12 protein-coding genes are annotated in these 18,250 nt (G+C 44.6%); 6 read left to right on the top strand and 6 right to left on the bottom strand.

All coding sequences use genetic code 11. From position 1 onward, the window contains the following. Nucleotides 1-67 precede the first annotated feature (67 nt). The gene (locus AC1RM2_RS12280; RefSeq protein ID WP_492985371.1) at nucleotides 68-2,830 is read right to left on the bottom strand and encodes an ABC transporter permease; all 2,763 of its coding nucleotides are present in this window, start codon (nucleotides 2,828-2,830) and stop codon (nucleotides 68-70) included. A 233-nt stretch (nucleotides 2,831-3,063) separates the two neighbouring features. On the opposite strand from AC1RM2_RS12280, the gene AC1RM2_RS12275 reads away from it, so the two are divergent. Both AC1RM2_RS12275 and AC1RM2_RS12270 read left to right on the top strand, forming a co-directional pair. After that, complete coding sequence (locus AC1RM2_RS12275; RefSeq protein WP_492985370.1) at nucleotides 3,064-4,341, top strand: metal-dependent hydrolase family protein; 1,278 nt, start codon at nucleotides 3,064-3,066, stop codon at nucleotides 4,339-4,341. 139 nt (nucleotides 4,342-4,480) lie between these two features. Continuing rightward, complete coding sequence (locus AC1RM2_RS12270) at nucleotides 4,481-6,979, top strand: M1 family metallopeptidase (protein WP_492985369.1); 2,499 nt, start codon at nucleotides 4,481-4,483, stop codon at nucleotides 6,977-6,979. Between the two features lie 191 nt (nucleotides 6,980-7,170). Here AC1RM2_RS12270 and AC1RM2_RS12265 read toward each other — a convergent pair whose 3' ends face one another. Beyond that, nucleotides 7,171-7,581, bottom strand: coding sequence for a BrxA/BrxB family bacilliredoxin (locus AC1RM2_RS12265; RefSeq protein WP_492985368.1), 411 nt, complete (start codon nucleotides 7,579-7,581; stop codon nucleotides 7,171-7,173). 199 nt (nucleotides 7,582-7,780) lie between these two features. On the opposite strand from AC1RM2_RS12265, the gene AC1RM2_RS12260 reads away from it, so the two are divergent. Further along, the gene (locus tag AC1RM2_RS12260) at nucleotides 7,781-8,653 is read left to right on the top strand and encodes a M23 family metallopeptidase (protein ID WP_492985367.1); all 873 of its coding nucleotides are present in this window, start codon (nucleotides 7,781-7,783) and stop codon (nucleotides 8,651-8,653) included. A 141-nt stretch (nucleotides 8,654-8,794) separates the two neighbouring features. Then, a complete protein-coding gene (locus AC1RM2_RS12255) occupies nucleotides 8,795-9,160 on the top strand; it encodes a bactofilin family protein (RefSeq protein ID WP_492985366.1) in 366 nt (121 codons plus the stop codon). Nucleotides 9,161-9,162: 2 nt separating this feature from the next. Here AC1RM2_RS12255 and AC1RM2_RS12250 read toward each other — a convergent pair whose 3' ends face one another. Together AC1RM2_RS12250 and AC1RM2_RS12245 are read right to left on the bottom strand one after the other, a co-directional pair. After that, nucleotides 9,163-9,531, bottom strand: coding sequence for a type II toxin-antitoxin system VapC family toxin (locus tag AC1RM2_RS12250; protein ID WP_492985365.1), 369 nt, complete (start codon nucleotides 9,529-9,531; stop codon nucleotides 9,163-9,165). After that, entirely contained in the window at nucleotides 9,525-9,767 is a 243-nt protein-coding gene (locus AC1RM2_RS12245; RefSeq protein WP_492985364.1) for a hypothetical protein, read from the bottom strand. Before AC1RM2_RS12245 ends, AC1RM2_RS12250 begins: the two co-directional genes overlap by 7 nt. A gap of 349 nt (nucleotides 9,768-10,116) precedes the next feature. On the opposite strand from AC1RM2_RS12245, the gene ahcY reads away from it, so the two are divergent. Both ahcY and AC1RM2_RS12235 read left to right on the top strand, forming a co-directional pair. Further along, the gene (gene ahcY / locus AC1RM2_RS12240) at nucleotides 10,117-11,433 is read left to right on the top strand and encodes an adenosylhomocysteinase (protein ID WP_492985363.1); all 1,317 of its coding nucleotides are present in this window, start codon (nucleotides 10,117-10,119) and stop codon (nucleotides 11,431-11,433) included. A 241-nt stretch (nucleotides 11,434-11,674) separates the two neighbouring features. Continuing rightward, nucleotides 11,675-14,152, top strand: coding sequence for an alpha-L-rhamnosidase-related protein (locus tag AC1RM2_RS12235; protein ID WP_492985362.1), 2,478 nt, complete (start codon nucleotides 11,675-11,677; stop codon nucleotides 14,150-14,152). Between the two features lie 68 nt (nucleotides 14,153-14,220). Here the strand turns inward: AC1RM2_RS12235 and AC1RM2_RS12230 are convergent, their stop codons facing one another. After that, entirely contained in the window at nucleotides 14,221-16,161 is a 1,941-nt protein-coding gene (locus AC1RM2_RS12230) for an OmpA family protein (protein WP_492985361.1), read from the bottom strand. A gap of 83 nt (nucleotides 16,162-16,244) precedes the next feature. Next, nucleotides 16,245-18,128, bottom strand: coding sequence for an ice-binding family protein (locus tag AC1RM2_RS12225; protein WP_492985360.1), 1,884 nt, complete (start codon nucleotides 18,126-18,128; stop codon nucleotides 16,245-16,247). Between the last annotated feature and the right edge of the window lie 122 nt (nucleotides 18,129-18,250).

The following is an 18,250-nucleotide window of genomic DNA, read 5'->3' as shown; positions in this document are numbered from 1 at the left end:
CATTAGTCATTAGTGCGTCTGGCAGCCAATGACTAATGACAGCGAAGCGAAATGACCAATGACTGATCTATTCCGCTTTTAAACTCTTCACCGGGTTCATTAACGCGGCTTTAATGCTTTGGTAGCTTACGGTACAAATAGCAATTACAATGGCCATTAGTCCCGCCAGGGCAAACATCCACCAGCTGATAGCGATACGATTGCTGGGGTTAAAATCCTGCAGCCACTTGTTCATGGCCCACCAGGATATAGGCGATGCTATCAGGATGGCTATAAATACCAGCTTAACAAAATCGAGTGAGAGCAGGCGGGTAATGTTGGCTATACTTGCGCCAACTACCTTGCGGATGCCTATTTCACGGCTGCGCTGCTCGGCCATAAAGGCGGCCAGGGCAAACAGGCCAAGGCAGGCTATAATAATAGCCAGTACAGCAAAGCTGGTAAATATGCTGCCCATGCGCTGCACATCGGCATACATGTTGGCAAATTGCTCATCCATAAAAGTGTAGCGGATGGGCTGGTTTGGCGAAAAGTTTTTCCAAACGGTGGTGATCTGCGCCAGGGTGGCTTTTATATCGGTAGATTTTATTTTTACCGATACAATTGTAGGACTATTACCCAGGTGCATTACCAATGGTTCCAGGCTACCCTTTAGCGATTCAAAATTAAAATCCTTTACCACACCAATTATGGGCACAGGAGCGCCGTAATTGCTTATTCTTTTGCCAACCGGGTTTTTAAGTCCTAATTTTTGTGCCATGGTCTGGTTAATGATCACCGCCTGCGAATCGGTTTTTAGTTTAGGGTTAAAATCCCGGCCGGCCACTATAGTCATGCCCAGGGTTTTAATATAGTCGGCATCAACGTCCCAAAACTGGCCACCGGTACCGGCTTCCAATTTCTGTTTACCCTCGTTATGAAACTCATTGCCGTTACGCTTGGTTCCCGATACTGGTAAAAAATCGCTCACTGTGGCGCTTTTTACTGCCGATAGCTTCAGTAACTCGTTTTTGAAGTTTTGCACTTCGCCTTCCAGCGTGTGTGTGCCCTGTATCATCAGCACCTGGTCTTTTTCAAACCCTACCTTTTTAGTCAATATGTAATGCATCTGGTTATAAATAACCACCGTGCTGATAATTAATATAATGGATGTGGTAAACTGAAAAACCACCAGCCCATTGCGTAAAAACGAGCTTTTGCTGCCGGTAGCCAGCTTGCCCTTCAGCACTTCAACCGGTTTAAAGCCAGAGAGGTAGAATGCGGGATAAACGCCGGCCAGTATACCAACCACTACTGCGGCAGCCAATATAGTGGGCATAAACCACCAGTGCAGCCATGGTATGGTCAATGTTTTTGCTGCAAGCGTATTAAAATAAGGCATTAACAATGCCGCCAAAATAATGGCTATAATAAAGGAGATGAAGCTATAAATCAATGATTCGGTTAAAAACTGGATGATCAGCCAGCTGCGTTGCGAACCTACCACTTTGCGCAAGCCCACCTCCTTTGCCCTGTTGGCAGATTTTGCCGTGGCCAGGTTAATAAAATTAATACAGGCTATAATCAATATAAAGCCCGCCACCGCGCCAAACAACCACACAAAACGGATATCGCCGTGCGAAAGGCCGTCGCGGATATCATAAGAGTATAGGTTAATATCTTTAATATTTTGCAAAAACATGGTTAAAGCACCGGCAATCCTATCGGCGTTTTTATCACCGCCCCTTCTCATATCGGGTATGTAATAGCCTTGTATTATGCCATCGGTTATCTTTTTATTTAATGCTTTAACATCGGCCCCCGGTTTAAGTAACACGTAAACATCGTAATTGCTGGCTCCCCAGGTTTCCTGTTCGCCATCCCAAAACTTAATGCCGGTAAGGGTAAGCAAAAAGTTATAATGCAGATGTGTTGTTGGGGGGAAATCCTGCATTACCGCACCAATTTTATAGGGCCTGCTTTTATTATTATTGAGGTACATTACCTTACCAACCGGGTTTTGGCCAGGAAAATATTTATCGGCTTTGCTTTTTGATATCACCATGGTTAGCGGCTCGGTAAGCGCATGCGCCAGGTCGCCATATACCATGGGGATTTTTAGCATTTCCAGCAGCGACTGATCTGCGTAAGCAAAACCATCCTCATGGGTATTTTCCACGCCATCGGCACGCTTCAGCTCGTTGCTACCGGCACCCCAAAACAAGGAGTTGTTCATTATTCGGCCAGATTTTTCGACCTCCGGATAGTCGTTTTTTAACGTCTTGGCCATAACTGCAGGCCAGGAAGTACCTTTTTCGTGTATGGCATCTATATTATAGGCTCCCACAACCCGGTAAATCCTATCGGCATCGGGGTAGTTTTTATCAAAACTAACTTCGTCGCGGATGTATAAGGCTATCAGCAAACAGGCGGCAATACTAAACGCAAAGCCGCCAATTTTTATGGCCGCGTACATTTTTTGCTTTTGCAATTGCCTTAAAGCAACTTTTAAATAATTTTTAATCATACCGGCATTAATTAAAATTAAACTTCTTTTATCCGATTTATGGTGCTCTTTATAGGCAGGCAAATAGGGCGGCACCACCCTGGTGTTTTCTTCGGCCATCGTATCTGCGGGCTTTATATTTTGCAGTATCCTTTCAAATAACAAGGAGCTGTTGGTTTCTGTATCCTCTTTTTCATCCTGCCACCAGTCAAAAATTAGCATCAATGAGGTTTTTAGTTCGGGGTTTTCCATTAACAGCTTATCCAGCTCAAGCAATTCATTTGCCGATGCCTCGTTAGCCAGTTTTTTTGTCGCCAGTTGCCAAACGTGTTCCTCTATATCCATAGCTTACAGGTAGATAAATTATGATACCAGGGCATACCCTACTAATTACATAGAATAAAATATGTGCCATTTATTTAAATAACAGACAATCAGGTGTTTATGTTGACATGAATGTGCGGGGTGTTCGAATACGTACATCTGGTGTTCGGTTTTATGCGGAAGTTCTGAAGTAGCCACACAGATTTAGGTAAAATAATTATAAATTAGCTTAAGTATCAGTAAGCTATCTTTATATGCAAAAAATAATCCTTTTTATTTTCCTTCTTTTTGCGCAAACCGCATTCGCTCAGAAAACTTATATACAATGCGGAAAACTGATCGACGGAACCTCGTCGGCAGCACAAACACAAATAACAGTAGTTGTTGAAGGCAAAACCATTGTCGATATTCAAAAAGGGTATACATCTGGAACCGGAGCGGACAAGATTGTTAACCTTCAGAACAAAACGGTAATGCCGGGGCTAATTGACTGCCATGTACATCTTGAATCTCAATTCAATAAAAATTCTGCTATTCAGGGTTTTACATTAACTGATGCCGATATTGCCTACCAGGCATCGGTATTTGCCAAACGCACACTCATTGCGGGCTTTACTACCGTGCGCGACCTTGGTGGCTCAGGCGTAAACATAAGCCTGCGCAAGGCAATAAGGCAGGGTTTGGTTGATGGCCCCAGGGTAATAACTGCCGGCAGGGCAATATCAGCCAGCGGCGGCCATATGGATCCGTCTGATGGGTTCAGGGACGATGCTTTTAACCACCGCCCGGGACCCGATGAAGGTGTGGCTGATGGTAAGGACGAACTGATAAAAGCGGTTAGGCTTCAATTTAAACGCGGATCTGACGTTATCAAAATAGCATCTACCGGCGGTGTATTGGATTTAAGCGAGGATGGGTCGGGTGCGCAATTCAGCATCGACGAAATAAAGGCCGTTGTGGAAACAGCCAAAGATTATGGCCTTAAAGTGGCCTGCCATGCCCATGGCGCCGAAGGTATACGAAGGGCTATACTGGGTGGCGTAACCTCGATAGAGCACGGCACCTTTATGGATGATGAAGATATTAAACTGGCCAAACAATACGGCACCTGGTACGTACCCACCATTATCGCCGGAAAATCGGTTGCCGATTCTGCCCGTATCCCTGGGTTCTTTCCGCCGGTAATTGCCCGTAAAGCCCTGGAAATTGGCCCCCAGATACAACAAACTTTTACCAAAGCTTATAAAGCCGGGGTGAAAATTGCCTTTGGCACCGATGCCGGAGTATACGCGCACGGTAAAAACTATATTGAATTTCAGTACATGGTTGAGGGAGGCATGACACCCATGGAAGCCATAAAATCGGCAACAAGCAGCGCTGCCGATCTGCTGGGCATGAGCTCAAAAATTGGGAGTATAGCCAGCGGGAAATTGGCCGATATTGTTGCGGTTGACGGCGACCCCTTACTTGATATAAAAGCGATGAAAAACGTAAGCTTTATCATGAAAGAGGGAAAAATATACAGCTTATAACGGTAAATAAATTCTTGTAACGGTAACATTAATGTTTGCCGCGCGTCTTACGTGCGTTAAAGGTCAAAACCTTTTGCCCCCGGGCGGGTGTATTCGTTTTATAACATGCCCGCTGCTGTTTGTTTACCATTTTTCTTATATGACTGATTTGAAACTATTATCTACACTACTGCTTTCTGCGGCTTTGTCTGCCACGTTTACATCATCCCAAGCCCAGCAAACGGCCCAACCCGAAGATCCAGCCCTTAAAATTTACCGCGAAACACCCCGTAAGGTTAACGATTTGGTGCACACCAAACTGGATGTCCGGTTCGATTACAAAAAACGTTATATGTACGGCAAGGAATGGGTTACGTTAAAACCACATTTTTATCCTACAGATACACTCCGTTTAGATGCCAAAGGCATGGACTTAAAAACCATTGCTGTTGTAAAAAACGGGAAAAACGTACCACTGAAATTTACTTATCAGGATAGCATGAGCGTGGCCATTAAACTGGATAAAGTTTACCGCACTAATGAAAGCTATACTGTTTACATTGACTACACTGCCAAACCCAATGAGCTTAAAGTAAAAGGCAGCGCGGCTATCAACGATGCTAAGGGTTTATATTTTATAAATCCCGATGGTATAGAAAAAGATAAGCCAACCCAGATATGGACACAGGGCGAAACTGAAGGCTCATCGGCATGGTTCCCAACTATTGACAGGCCAAATCAGAAAACTACCGAAGAGATTAGCATGACCGTGCTATCCAAATACGTTACCCTATCAAACGGCAAACTGGTTTCTCAAAAAAACAATGCCGATGGTAGCCGTACCGATACCTGGAAACAGGATTTGCCGCACTCGCCATATTTGTTTATGATGGCCGTTGGCGATTTTAAGATTTATAAAGATAAATGGCGCAACAAAGAGGTAAACTATTACCTGGAGCCTAAGTATGCACCATACGCGAAGGAGATTTTTGGGATGACACCCGAGGCCATCGAGTTTTACTCCAAAACCTTAGGGGTAGATTATCCCTGGTATAAATACTCGCAAATTGTGGTTCGCGATTATGTGAGCGGTGCGATGGAAAATACCTCGGCCACGCTGCACGGTGCTTATGTGCAAGGTACCCACCGCGAGCTGTTAGATGCCTACTATGACGATGGCCGCAGCACTATTGTACACGAACTTTTTCACCAATGGTTTGGCGATTATGTGACTGCAGAAAGCTGGAGCAACCTAACGGTAAACGAATCATTTGCCAACTTTAGCGAAACCCTTTGGGCCGAGCATAAATATGGTAAAGATGTAGCCGACGAGCATAACTATATTGATATGCAAAACTACTTCCGGTCGCCAGATGCACGTACCAAAGACCTGGTGCGCTTTCATTACGCCGATAAGGAGGATGTTTTTGATGTGGTTACCTATCAAAAAGGCGGTCGCATTTTAAATATGCTGCGCAACTATTTAGGCAACGAAGCTTTTTATAAAGGCCTGAATATTTACCTGACCACCAATGCCTTTAAAAACGGCGAAGCCCAGCAATTGCGCTTAGCCCTTAAACAAGCCAGCGGGCTCGATTTGAATTGGTTTTTTAACCAATGGTATTATGGGGCCGGCCACCCCATACTGGACATCAGCTATAAATGGGACGATGCTACCAAAACTCAAACGGTTTACCTGCAGCAAAGCCAGGACGGGCAGATATTTAAACTGCCAATGGCCATTGATATTTACATAGGCGGCAAAAAAACACGCCATAAGGTTTGGATGAACAATCAAAACGATACCCTTACCTTCAAGCTGGCATCAAAGCCCGACCTGGTAAATGTTGACGGTGATAAAATACTACTGGTTAAAAAGACTGACCATAAAGCTTTACAGGAATTTGCTTTCCAGTATTTTAACGCGCCGCTTTACCTGGATAGGCTGGAAGCCATTAATGCAGTTGCCGATAAGCAAGGCGAAAAAGACGCGCAAAAAGTTCTGATTGCAGCTTTGAATGATAAGTATTACGGTTTGCGCGATAAAGCCATAAGGACGATAAAACTGGATAATGATGCTGTCCGCAATGCGGCGCAGCCTATCCTGGCCAAGCTGGCGCAAACAGATGATAATACACTGGTACAGGCACAGGCCATCGCTGCGTTGGGCAGCCTTAAAGCATCCGGTAATATGAATTTGTTTAAGCAGGCATTAAGCAGCCAGTCATATGCTGTACAAGGTGCTGCGTTAAATGCCATTAACTTGCTCGACCCGGCATTGGCCATGAACCTGGCAAAAAATTATGAAGCCGATAACAAGGGCGGCCTTACTGTAGCCATGATGGATGTTTACGCCACCAGCGGAACCGATGCCCAATGGAAATTTGTATACAAGCAATTTGACGAAGCCGCACCGCAGGCAAAGTATAACGCCCTCGATAAATTTAGCGCCATGGCGGGCCGTGTTCAAAAACCTGAGTACGCCCAGGATGGAATCAGTCAGATTAAAGATTTTGGCATAAAATATAAACCACAGGGAGCAGGCGGTGCCGCTATTAAATTTATAACCGACATTAAAGAAAAGCGTGAGCAGATGCATGATGACGCAACTGTTAAAGTGGCTGACGATGCAATTAAACAGATCAACGACGCTAAATAGATGTGCAGATGAAGAGAATTTGAAAATTTGGTAATTTGAAGATTTGAAAATGAAAAAAGACAAATTTCAGATGTGCAGATTTCAGATTTCAAATGTGCAGATGAAAAAAAGCCCCGGAGTTATTTAAACCCGGGGCTTTGTTATTATGAATGTGTTGGCTTTAAGTTTTATGCCTTTGGCCTTCAGCTTAATTAGCAGTATTGCTCAAAAGCGCCAATCAGGTTATCGGCAATCATTTGGGCAGGGCGGCCTTCAATCTGGTAACGCTCAATAATGTGTACCAGTTTGCCATCTTTAAATAAAGCCATAGCCGGAGACGACGGAGGGTAAGGCAACATATAGTTACGTGCAGTATCTACAGCTTCTTTTTCCATACCTGCAAAAACGGTAACTAATTTATCGGGATGTTTTCCATTTGCGGCGGCAATCCTGGCGGCAGGGCGTGCATTTGCGGCAGCGCAACCACATACCGAATTTACCATAACAAATACAGTACCTTCGCTTTCAATAGCGTTTTTTACTGCCTCGGCATCTTTCAACTCCTCAAAACCAACCCTGGTTAAATCTTCCCGCATGGGGGCAACTAAATATTCTGGATACATGGTATGTTTATTTTTTTTGAATTTTTATCAACTGCAAAAATAAGAAATGATTAACACTATACGTTTAAAAAACGCAATAATAACAATATGCTGACGATATAGCTTTATTATAACCATCAGGTCGTAAGGGCTTTGTTTATAATGGCTATTGATTTATTCAATGTTATCGTTATATTGCCAACCCTAATTTATGATTTTGATGAAACAAAAGACATCTGATATCAGTACCGTTGTTGTTATTAATAAAAACCAGCAGCCTACACGGTCTTTACAAATTAAAACAAAACACCTTAACAATCTTAAACATTACGCGCTTGGCATCCTGTCGGTTGTACTGGTTTTGGTGGGCGGTATTATTTATTTAAGATGGCAAAACCAGCAGCAGGAAGTTGAAAAACAGGCGCTGATGGCCCAGATAGTAAAATTAAAAGGGGCAGTACCTGCTCAGGTGGCAGCGCCGGCCGAGGCTAAACAAGGCAGCGCGCAAAGTTACATTCAATCGATTGAAGGTAAGCTTAAAACAATCAACGATTACCTGCGCCGCAGGGGCTTAAAAGGGTTTAGCACCAACGGTATTGGCGGTGATAACAATACAGAAGGTAAGAAGCTAAATGATGGCGAAGTATACTCGCTGTACAATGACTACCTCAACCACCTGATGGGTACCATAGCATTTACCCCGATGGGTTACCCGCGCATTAGTTCATTCACCTCTTTTTTTGGGTACCGCAGCGACCCTTTCGACAGTTCAAGCGCCGAATTTCATCCCGGTATTGATTTTAAAGGCAAACGTGGCGACGAGGTAAAATGTACCGCAAGCGGCAAGGTTGTTTTTGCAGGCTGGGCCGGTGGTTATGGCAACTGCATCCGCATTCAGCATATTAACGATATCCAGACTGTTTATGGGCACCTATCTAAAATAAAAGTAAAAGTAGGGCAGGAAGTAAACCTTGGCGATGAGATTGGCCTTGTTGGTTCAACCGGCCACTCAACCGGCGCACACCTGCACTACGAAGTACGCAGGCACGGCAAAGCCGTAAACCCGGTTAATTTTTTAACACTTAATAAGTAGTAGCAAGTATCAAGTAGTAAGTATCAAGACAGTGTTGTCGTACTTGCTATTTAATACTAAACAATAAATAACAGTGGAAGGCAGCAAAGTAAAAATGCTGCAGTCTTGATACTTGCTACTAACTACTTGATACTAAAAACTATGGCTATTTTCGGTAAAAAAGATAAAGTATCGCTCGATTTGCAATCCATATCAACCCTGATAAGCGAAGGTTGCGAAATTGGAGGCAATTTTAAAGCTCCGGCATTTGCCCGCATTGACGGACAGGTAACCGGCGATGTTACAGTTGACGAAGGCCTTATCCTTGGCGAAAAAGGCGTTATCAATGGTAATATTATTACCAAAGAGATTGTAGTTTACGGTACGGTAACCGGCGATATCCAAACCTCATCCCTTGAAATAAGGGCCACCGGCAAAATAACCGGCACCATAACCACCCAAACCCTATTGGTTGAAACCGGCGGTGTTTATAATGGATTGCTGAGTATGGGGGTAGTGGAGAAGTAATCTTACACAAGCTGAATGCCCGGAATGAACTGAAAATGCTTTTTATTGTAAGTATAAAGCGGCAGTTGATAGTATAGCGCCGTTGCGGCAATTAAGGTATCTGCAATCCCCGGTCTGTGACTTAATGTTAGCGTTCTGAATAGATCAAGAAAAATCTCCGAGATATCAGTATTGATTGGAATTACAGTGTATTTGTTTAACTGCTTTTCTATTCTTTTAAGATCGGCCTTGTCTTTTGCACCTACCAGAAATTCAGCAACGGTAATACTACTGATATAAAATACATTACTACCCAGTAATTCTATTTCTTCCTTTACCTTAACGTTACCTCGATAAAGTTCTATCAGAATGTTGGTATCAAATATTACCACTTGGATGACCAGGCTTTGGTTCGTATTTCATCAATGTTTGGAAAATTTGGTGCGGCACCAAATTTTTCAAACAACTCGTTTACATTTACCTTCTTTCCTTTGGGGGGATGGGGGTGATCTTTTAAGGTGGACTCGCCTACTTCCACAACAATTACTTCAACTTTTTTGCCAAAAAACTTTTTAGGCATCTCAAAGGTGTGGTTCTTTTCGTCGGGAACTAATACTTGCTTGTACATGGCATTGTTTATCTATTCAAAGATACAAATTCATTTTTAATCAGATGCCGGTGGGGGTACTAAAACCCTTTTCGGTAATGAATTTTCGCGTTAGTGATGGAAGTGGATACCGGCCACGTGGTTAAAGCCCTGTGTAGTATGAACGTACAGCACGGGCCACAGGCAACGCCATAATGAACATCAGATTTGAGATGTGGTAGCCCCGCGTGCAACGACCCCGCAACCCGACCCTCGCAACCCGACCCCCATCCCCCAACTTGCCCTATGGCAACAAATCGCCCCTCATCCAAACCCTATTTCATTTTAACGGGGATATGATTTAAATTTGCTGCACAAAATTGAAAACGATATGTCATCAGTAGAAACTGCTTTTGTTAAATACAAGGTAAAAGACCTTTCACTGGCCGAATGGGGCCGCAAGGAGATTGAACTGGCCGAGGCCGAAATGCCGGGCCTGATGGCTTTGCGCCAGGAGTATGGCCCCAGTCAGCCTTTAAAAGGTGCCCGTATTGCCGGCTGCCTGCACATGACCATCCAAACCGCCGTTTTAATTGAAACTTTAATTGAGCTTGGCGCCGAAGTTACCTGGTCGTCATGTAATATATTCTCAACCCAGGATCATGCCGCTGCTGCTATTGCTGCTGCCGGTATTTCTGTTTACGCCTGGAAAGGTATGAACGCCGAAGAGTTTGACTGGTGTATTGAGCAAACCCTTTGGTTTGGTGAAGACCGCAAACCATTAAACATGATATTGGACGATGGCGGCGATTTAACCAACATGGTTTTAGATCGTTTCCCTGAACTGATTGCTGATATTAAAGGTTTATCTGAAGAAACTACTACAGGTGTACATCGTTTATATGAGCGTATGAAAGCCGGTACATTGCCAATGCCTGCAATTAACGTTAATGACTCGGTTACCAAATCGAAATTTGATAACAAATACGGTTGCCGCGAATCGTTGGTTGATGCCATCCGCCGTGCTACCGATGTAATGATGGCCGGTAAAGTAGCCGTTGTTTGCGGTTATGGCGACGTAGGTAAAGGTTCGGCAGATTCATTGCGTAACTCTGGTGTACGTGTAATTGTCACCGAAATTGATCCTATCTGCGCATTACAGGCAGCTATGGAAGGTTTCGAGGTTAAAAAATTAGGTACTGCTATTAAAGAGGCCGATATTGTTGTTACCGCAACAGGTAACAAAAACATCGTTCGCGAAGAGCACTTCCGCGCGTTGAAAGACAAGGCTATTGTTTGTAACATCGGTCACTTTGATAATGAGATTGACATGGCCTGGTTAAACGGCGCTTATGGCAACACCAAAATCGAGATTAAACCACAGGTTGATAAATATACCATTGATGGCAGCGATGTTATCGTTTTAGCAGAAGGCCGTTTGGTAAACTTAGGTTGCGCAACAGGCCACCCAAGCTTTGTGATGAGTAACTCGTTCACCAACCAAACTTTGGCTCAATTAGAGCTTTGGACCAACGGTGCAGCTTACAAAAATGAAGTTTACACTTTACCAAAACACCTTGACGAAAAAGTTGCCCGCTTACACCTTGCCAAAATTGGCGTTGAGCTGGAAGTTTTAGATCAGGACCAGGCGGAATACATTGGTGTAACAGTTGAAGGTCCGTTTAAACCGGAATACTATCGTTACTAAGTCAAAACTGCGTAGCATTCTTGAACACCTTTAAAAATAAAATTATAGGTGAAAAATTAAAAATTCAAAAGTCAAAATTGAAAAAGGCATGGTTTTAGGACTGTGCCTTTTTTGTTTGAGCGAGGTATTTGCTAACGATCCTATTCTGCCTTCGTTATGCCACCTGTACATTAAATTCCCATCCTAAAACTTATATGCTAATTTTGATAACAGAACGCCATCACTCATCAATCCTGACATCATGCGATTCAAAAAAATCCACATCAGTTTAATTTTTCTCGTCTTTGCTTTTTGGTCAACGGCCGCATTAGCAACCGAAATTAAAATCAGCAATCCCAAAATGACTATGGTGCTTAATTATAGCGGTAGGGCAAGTATCACCTCGCTGGTGGTTAATGGGCAAAAAGTAATAGGCAGTGCCGATGGGGTATTTACATCGGTGAATATAAATGGTATAACGTATTCATCCCTGCATTTAAAAAAAACGCCGGTATTGGTAAAAACCGGCAATGTTTACAAGCTCAGTAACATCAGCTATGGCGATAAAAGCTTCACCATAACCGAAAACTGGACTTTTACCATTAACGATAAAGCCATCAGGTGGACAATTGAACGGAGTTCAAACAAGCCATTGCAGGTAAATGAATCTGCCGCGCCTGTATTTAATTTTGATAACATAAACACATGGGAAGGCGCCTACCAGGGTTACGGCGGGTTGGCCTGGTTTTACCTTTTTAACGAAAAGCTGTGTACCTACGGCGTGCACACCCGTTCGTCTGATTTTTGGAACAGTAAAACCGGCAACGGTTTAAATATTACCGTGGCCGCCCCGGGCAAAAATGTGGCTATGAAATATAGCCGTACTGCCGATGACAAACTGGCTTACACCATAAGTGTAAGCAATAAGCAAATGGCATTAAAGCAGGATAGTGATACCCAAAGGCGCAGGTTTTTAAGAGGGCGCACCGATGTTTGGGCGCCATTTAGCCTTGCGGCCGGGGCAAGCAGCCAAAGCATTACCCTTAGCTATTTTAATTTTGATGAAAAGTATGGCCGGGGCAAATTTAATGGTGTGGATGGTACCAAAGTTGGGGCAGTACTGAATACCATTGCGCGGATAGGGGTAATCGATTCGCTGCATTTTGGCGGCAACAGCTGGGCTACTCCTTACGGCCCCATATGCCTGCACGAGCAATATATAGCACAGCTTGGCCTGGCCATAAACGACGGGAAATATTTAAAGGGCGATGAAACCTGCCTTGATTATTACCGCGATCATGCCATAAAACCCGATGGCAGGGTGTTTTCGCGTTGGGCTTATAACAATGAGGATGCCGGCCCCAACCAGTTTAACAGCGACGGCTTTTACGAGGCGCAATGGGGTACCCTCATGGACTCGAACCCGGACCTGGTGACCAACATTGCCGAGCTGTATGATATGACGGGGGATAAAACCTGGGTGAAAGGGCACCAGCTATCCTGCGAAGAGGTTTTAGACTGGATACTGAAACGCGACGATAACAACAACGGACTGGTTGAAATGATGAACGATAACCGTGCTCAAAAACGGAGCAGCGATTGGATTGATATTGTTTGGGCATCGTACGAAAACGCTTTTGTAAACGCCAAGCTTTACCACGCGCTGGTAAAATGGGCCGATATTGAGCAGCAACTAAATAACCAGGCCAAAGCAACTTACTATAAAAACTTTGCAGCTAAACTAAAGGAAAGCTTTAATAAGCCAACTGCCGAAGGTGGTTTTTGGGACCAGGAAAAAGGCTGTTATGCTTATTGGATTGACAAGGACAAAAGTGTGCATGGCCGCAACATGGTAACACCGGTAAATTTTATGGCCATTGCCTATGATATTTGCGATAACGATGCCCGCAAGCAAACCATATTGGACAATATTGAAACACAAATGCAGCAGGAAAAGCTTTTCTTTTGGCCGTTATGTATGACAACATACCTGCCGGGCGAGGCCAAGGATTCACAATATCCTTTCCCAAGTTATGAAAATGGCGACCTGTTTTTATCATGGGGATCCATTGCGGTAAAAGCTTACGCCGAATATAAACCGGCCCTCGCCCTTAAATATGTGCGCAACGTGTTGGAGCAATATGGTAAAGATGGGTTGGCTTTTCAGCGTTATGGCAGGATAAAGCAAGATGGCCTTGGCGACGATATCCTATCGGGCAACAGCCTGGCCATAGTTGGCTTGTACCAGGCCATTTATGGTATCAATCCTTTGTACAATCGTTTTTACCTCAACCCGCATATTACCCCCGAACTTGGGGGCACCGTTTTGAATTACAGGTTCAGGGATAAAAAGCTAACCATTAACCTCGACAATGATAACTATGCCGTTGCCGACGGGAAATTTAAGGTAACCGCCAAACAAAGCTTCGGTTTTGATAGTACCAGTACCCAATTATCATACTTTAATGGCAGCAGCCCGGCTGTTGCTTTGAATGCTGCTTCGGCAGGTAATTTAAGCATTGATATAAAAAACTGGGATGGCGATAAAATGGAATGGCATCAGCAGGCAGCCAAACCGGTTACCTATGTTTTGCATCAATTAAGCCCGAATACGGATTATAAATTTGCAGCTAACGGGAAACAGGCCGAAGTTTTAAAAAGTGATGTGAACGGTGAATTAAAGATAGCCTATAAATCCGCCGCGGCTAATGACGATATGACGCTTAGTAAGGCGAATTAAGAAGACACCTTTAACGCAAAAAGCAGCGGAATTTCTCCCGCTGCTTTTTTCATTTGTATCGCTTATCGCTATTTAACAGGGATAATATCTATAATAACGGTTCGGTTGTAAAACCGCTCTTCAACTAAATTATTTTCAAATGGTGCGTTGCCTGCATCTTCGCCAAATCCTATGGTTTCGAATTTAACATTGGTTTTGCCGGCTTTAGTTAGGGCTTGCTCCAATGTGTGCTGAACATCCATAGCGCGGGCTTTGGATAGTTTCATGTTATGATCTTCTTCGCCGATGTTATCGGTATGGCCATGAATAATTACCGTTGATCCATCAGTAATTGAAGCTGATACAACATCGGTTAAAAACTTGTCATAGGATACAATGGCGTTTGACCTGTCAAAGTCATACAGGATGCTGTAGCGCAGGCCTTTGGTTGGTGTTTCGTCCTGGCGTATCAAATGTACGGTGCTTTCTTTCCTTACAGGCATACCGGCGCGGGTTTCGCCTGTCATTACAATTTTGTAATCGCCAGAAGGGTTGCTGCCTAAGATAGTTGTACCCGGAATGCTGGCCTGGTCATCAATAAATGGTCCGAAGTGCTGAACGGTACCTTTATCATCAGTAACATCTACCGACCATGATTTAAGCAACTGTTTGGCGCTATCGATGTTTAAAATTACGTGGCTATCAAGCGGGTTGGCCTGTGTGGCGTTTATTTGAACAGGCTTCATCATATCGCCACCTACTTCGGTCAATAATTCCGGCGAAGTGCTGGTTATATCTACCCGACGGTCACCTGCACGCAGCAATACCAATTCTTTAGTGCCGCCCGGTTGTTCCGACGGGATAAGCGGCCTGTTACGGCCGGCAATGGTTATTCTTGACGCATCAACAGCAAATTCGGTAACCAGGTATAGTTTTACAGCTTGTGCCAGTTCTTTACCATCTGCCGGGCCCTGCGCCGATGCGCCGGTTAGTACAATTACAGCGCCTGGGTTTGCCCTTAACCTATCGCCCAAAATATTCAGGATGTTGTGGTAAACATTCAGCTGCCTTGCAGACCGACCGGCCATGTTATCGGCCTGCTCATTTTGCAGTTGCTGCTCTTTGAAAGTAATTGCCTGATCTGTTGATAACGTAATATACCTTGCAGGGATCTGGGCCGATCCTTCATCAAAAAACACCGAATTACGCAAAGGCAGCGTTTCGCTCACCTGGCGTTTTAAAGGTACTGCTGTTGGTGCGGTTACCGTAAAAACAAATTCATGCATAGGTGCCGGTACGCTGGTTACCGTTTTAGGTGCAATTTTTGAAGCTTTACCAAATTTAAGCGCTATCCCGGCGCGCAATGTGGTAACCGACCAGCTTTCGATACTACGCGGCTCCTGCCCAAAATATGGATGAAAAGAGACAAATGGCGAGATGCTCACCTTGGTAGTACTGCTTGCCGGCGAAACCATAATATCATAACCCGCGCCAACCTGGCCCGAGATGAGGGTTTTACGCATGGCGCTTAACTGGCCATTTGTATTAGGTTGCCTAAGCTGGGTGTACTCAAAATCTTTACTGATGTTAAAAGCAACCCTTGGGCCGGCAAAAAAGTACAAGCCGGTTGAGGGCACTGTTAAACGCAGGCTTGGTTCAACAGCAATATAGCTGGTGTTGGTTTCTAAAGTAGCGGGGCAATTACAGGGGGCCACCACATCTTTAAATTTGCCACCGCGGCCATCATAAGCTACGTTAAGCATAACACCCAAAACACTTGCCGGGCGGTATTCCATCAAAATAGACCCATAAGGGCGTACATCATGGCCCTTATGAAAAGCAGTAGGCGCTATTAACGAATTGTTTAGCCGCTGGGTGGTGCCATCGTAAAAGTTAAAATTGGCAGCGCCGGATACACCAAACCACCAGGTTGGTACAGTAGTGGTTTGTGCTTTAACCGTTATGCCGGCCATAGCAACCATCAAACAGCAGATGATGGTTGTTTTAATTGTTTTATTGATTGGTAACATGAGATGTTTCTTTAAATATGTTGTTGACAGATAGTATTCAATCCCCCAAAAAGGGATTGAATACTGTTGATACTGATGTTGGCTTATTGTGGTACGTTAACAGTGGTATTTACCATAGTAACCGAAGCTACAAGGGATATAGCCCTGCCATTTAATACCGTTTGCACCGAGTTGCCGGCAGTTGAAAAGGTGATGCCTGCACTGGATATGATAGTACCTGTCATGATGCCGCCACCCGCGCCGTTAATTACAGCCGAACTGCCTACATACCAGTAAACGTTTTTAGCAAGGCCGCCATTTTTCATAATAACACTCCTGGCACCTGCCGGGCCTGCTGTACCTACGGTAAGGCCGGCAGCTGTCTGGAATATCCACACTGCGTTCGGATCACCTTTGGCATCCAGCGTTAGGTCGCCATTGGTTACTTTGAAGGTGCCGCTTGCGGCTTTATATACGCCGGGGGCTAAAGTTAAACCGCCTAATTCGCCTGCGCCGGGGTCGATACCACCTGGTTTCGAGGCCGGGGATATACTGTTGTAGGCTATGGTAGCATCAAGCAATCCTTGTGTGGCAACTGCGAATGATGTTGCTGTACCTGGCGCCGGGGGCGCTGTAAATATGCCACCTTTTACGTTACCCTTGTTTAAAGGCGTTTCGGTGTAAATATCGGCAGTTAAGCCATCGTGGAAACCGGTAACCAGGGTTGATGCGGCCGTTGTGCCTATCGCTCCGTTATTGATTACTGTGTTTAGGCCCTGGTTGGTTACGCCTGCATTACCGCCGAAAGCGCCAAATTTTGCAGCATCACCCAAAAGCGGTGGTATAATGATTACGTTGAGCGTAAAGTTGGCTGTTACATGTTTGTTGGCACTCATAACAATAGTTAACGGGTTATTGGTGCTTGTTGCATCGCCGCTCCACGAGGTAAAGGTGTAGCCGGGGTTTGCCGTTGCCGTTGCACTTGCCGATGAACCTGCAGCGTATGCGCCTGAGCCGGTTGTTGAGCCGCCTGCTGCCGGGCTTGATTTTAATACCAGTGCAAATTGCGATGCCGGTATAGCTTTAAAGTTGGCCACTAATTTACGGTTGGCTGCAAGTGTAAACTGGTAACTTGAGCTGGTGGAAGCCACGTTACCGTTATCCGTCCAGTTTACAAAGGTAAAGCCGTTATTAGGGTCGGCGGTTACGGTTACAGCGGTGCCTGCATTGTAGGCGCCCGACCCGCTGGTTGTACCACCAATAGCCGGGCTCGAGGTAAGTACTACCGCAAATTGCGATGCCGGTATCAGTTTAAAGTTGGCCACCAATGCCTTGTTCCCCGCCATGGTAAACTGATAGCTGGAACTGGTTGAAACAATAACTCCATTATCCGTCCAGTTGGTAAATATGTAGCCGGTATTGGGCGTTGCACTAACCGTTACTGCAGATGCTTGTGCAAATGTGCCTTCACCATCAGTAACACCGCCGAGGGTAGGGGTTGCTGTTAACGTAACCTGCGGAATAGTGGTAAACGTCCAGGTGTAATCGCTCACCATCGCGGTGCGCAAAGTGTCGGTTACCGCAGCCTTTATAGTGCCCGTATAAATAGCAAAAGGCAGCAGGGGCTGGCTTGGCGTAAACGTAAATACGGTACCGTTGGTGGCGTTTGTTATGGTACCTGTAACAACAGTAGCGCCTTGTTGTATTATAAATGTTTTGCCGGTAATGGTTGAGGGTGCCATGCTGGTATTAAAAGTTACTGATATGGCCTTGTTTAAAACAACGTCAACAGTTTTATCAGCCGGGTCGGTTGAAACCACAACCGGGCATTCGCCTTTGATTTCGCCCTTGTAATTATCTTTTTTACACCCTGGAGTTAAAATAGTAAGGAGTAAAAGTAGCGACAAAATTGCGCCGAAAGTTTTGGAATAACCGCTGCGCTGACGCATGCAGATGACTTCCATTGGCATAGTAAATGTTTTTTTCATGAATATAGTATTGAAATGTAAATTGTAAAGTCCCTGGGGGTCCTATTGGGTCAGATTGCAGGATGGTACAAACTTATGGCAACTTTATAGCAGGCATGTTATATAACTTTTTGAATAAGTTA

The sequence above is a fragment of the Mucilaginibacter sp. GW822-FHT03E02 genome, assembly GCF_058801545.1.
This window is presented reverse-complemented; position numbering and strand designations above follow the sequence as displayed.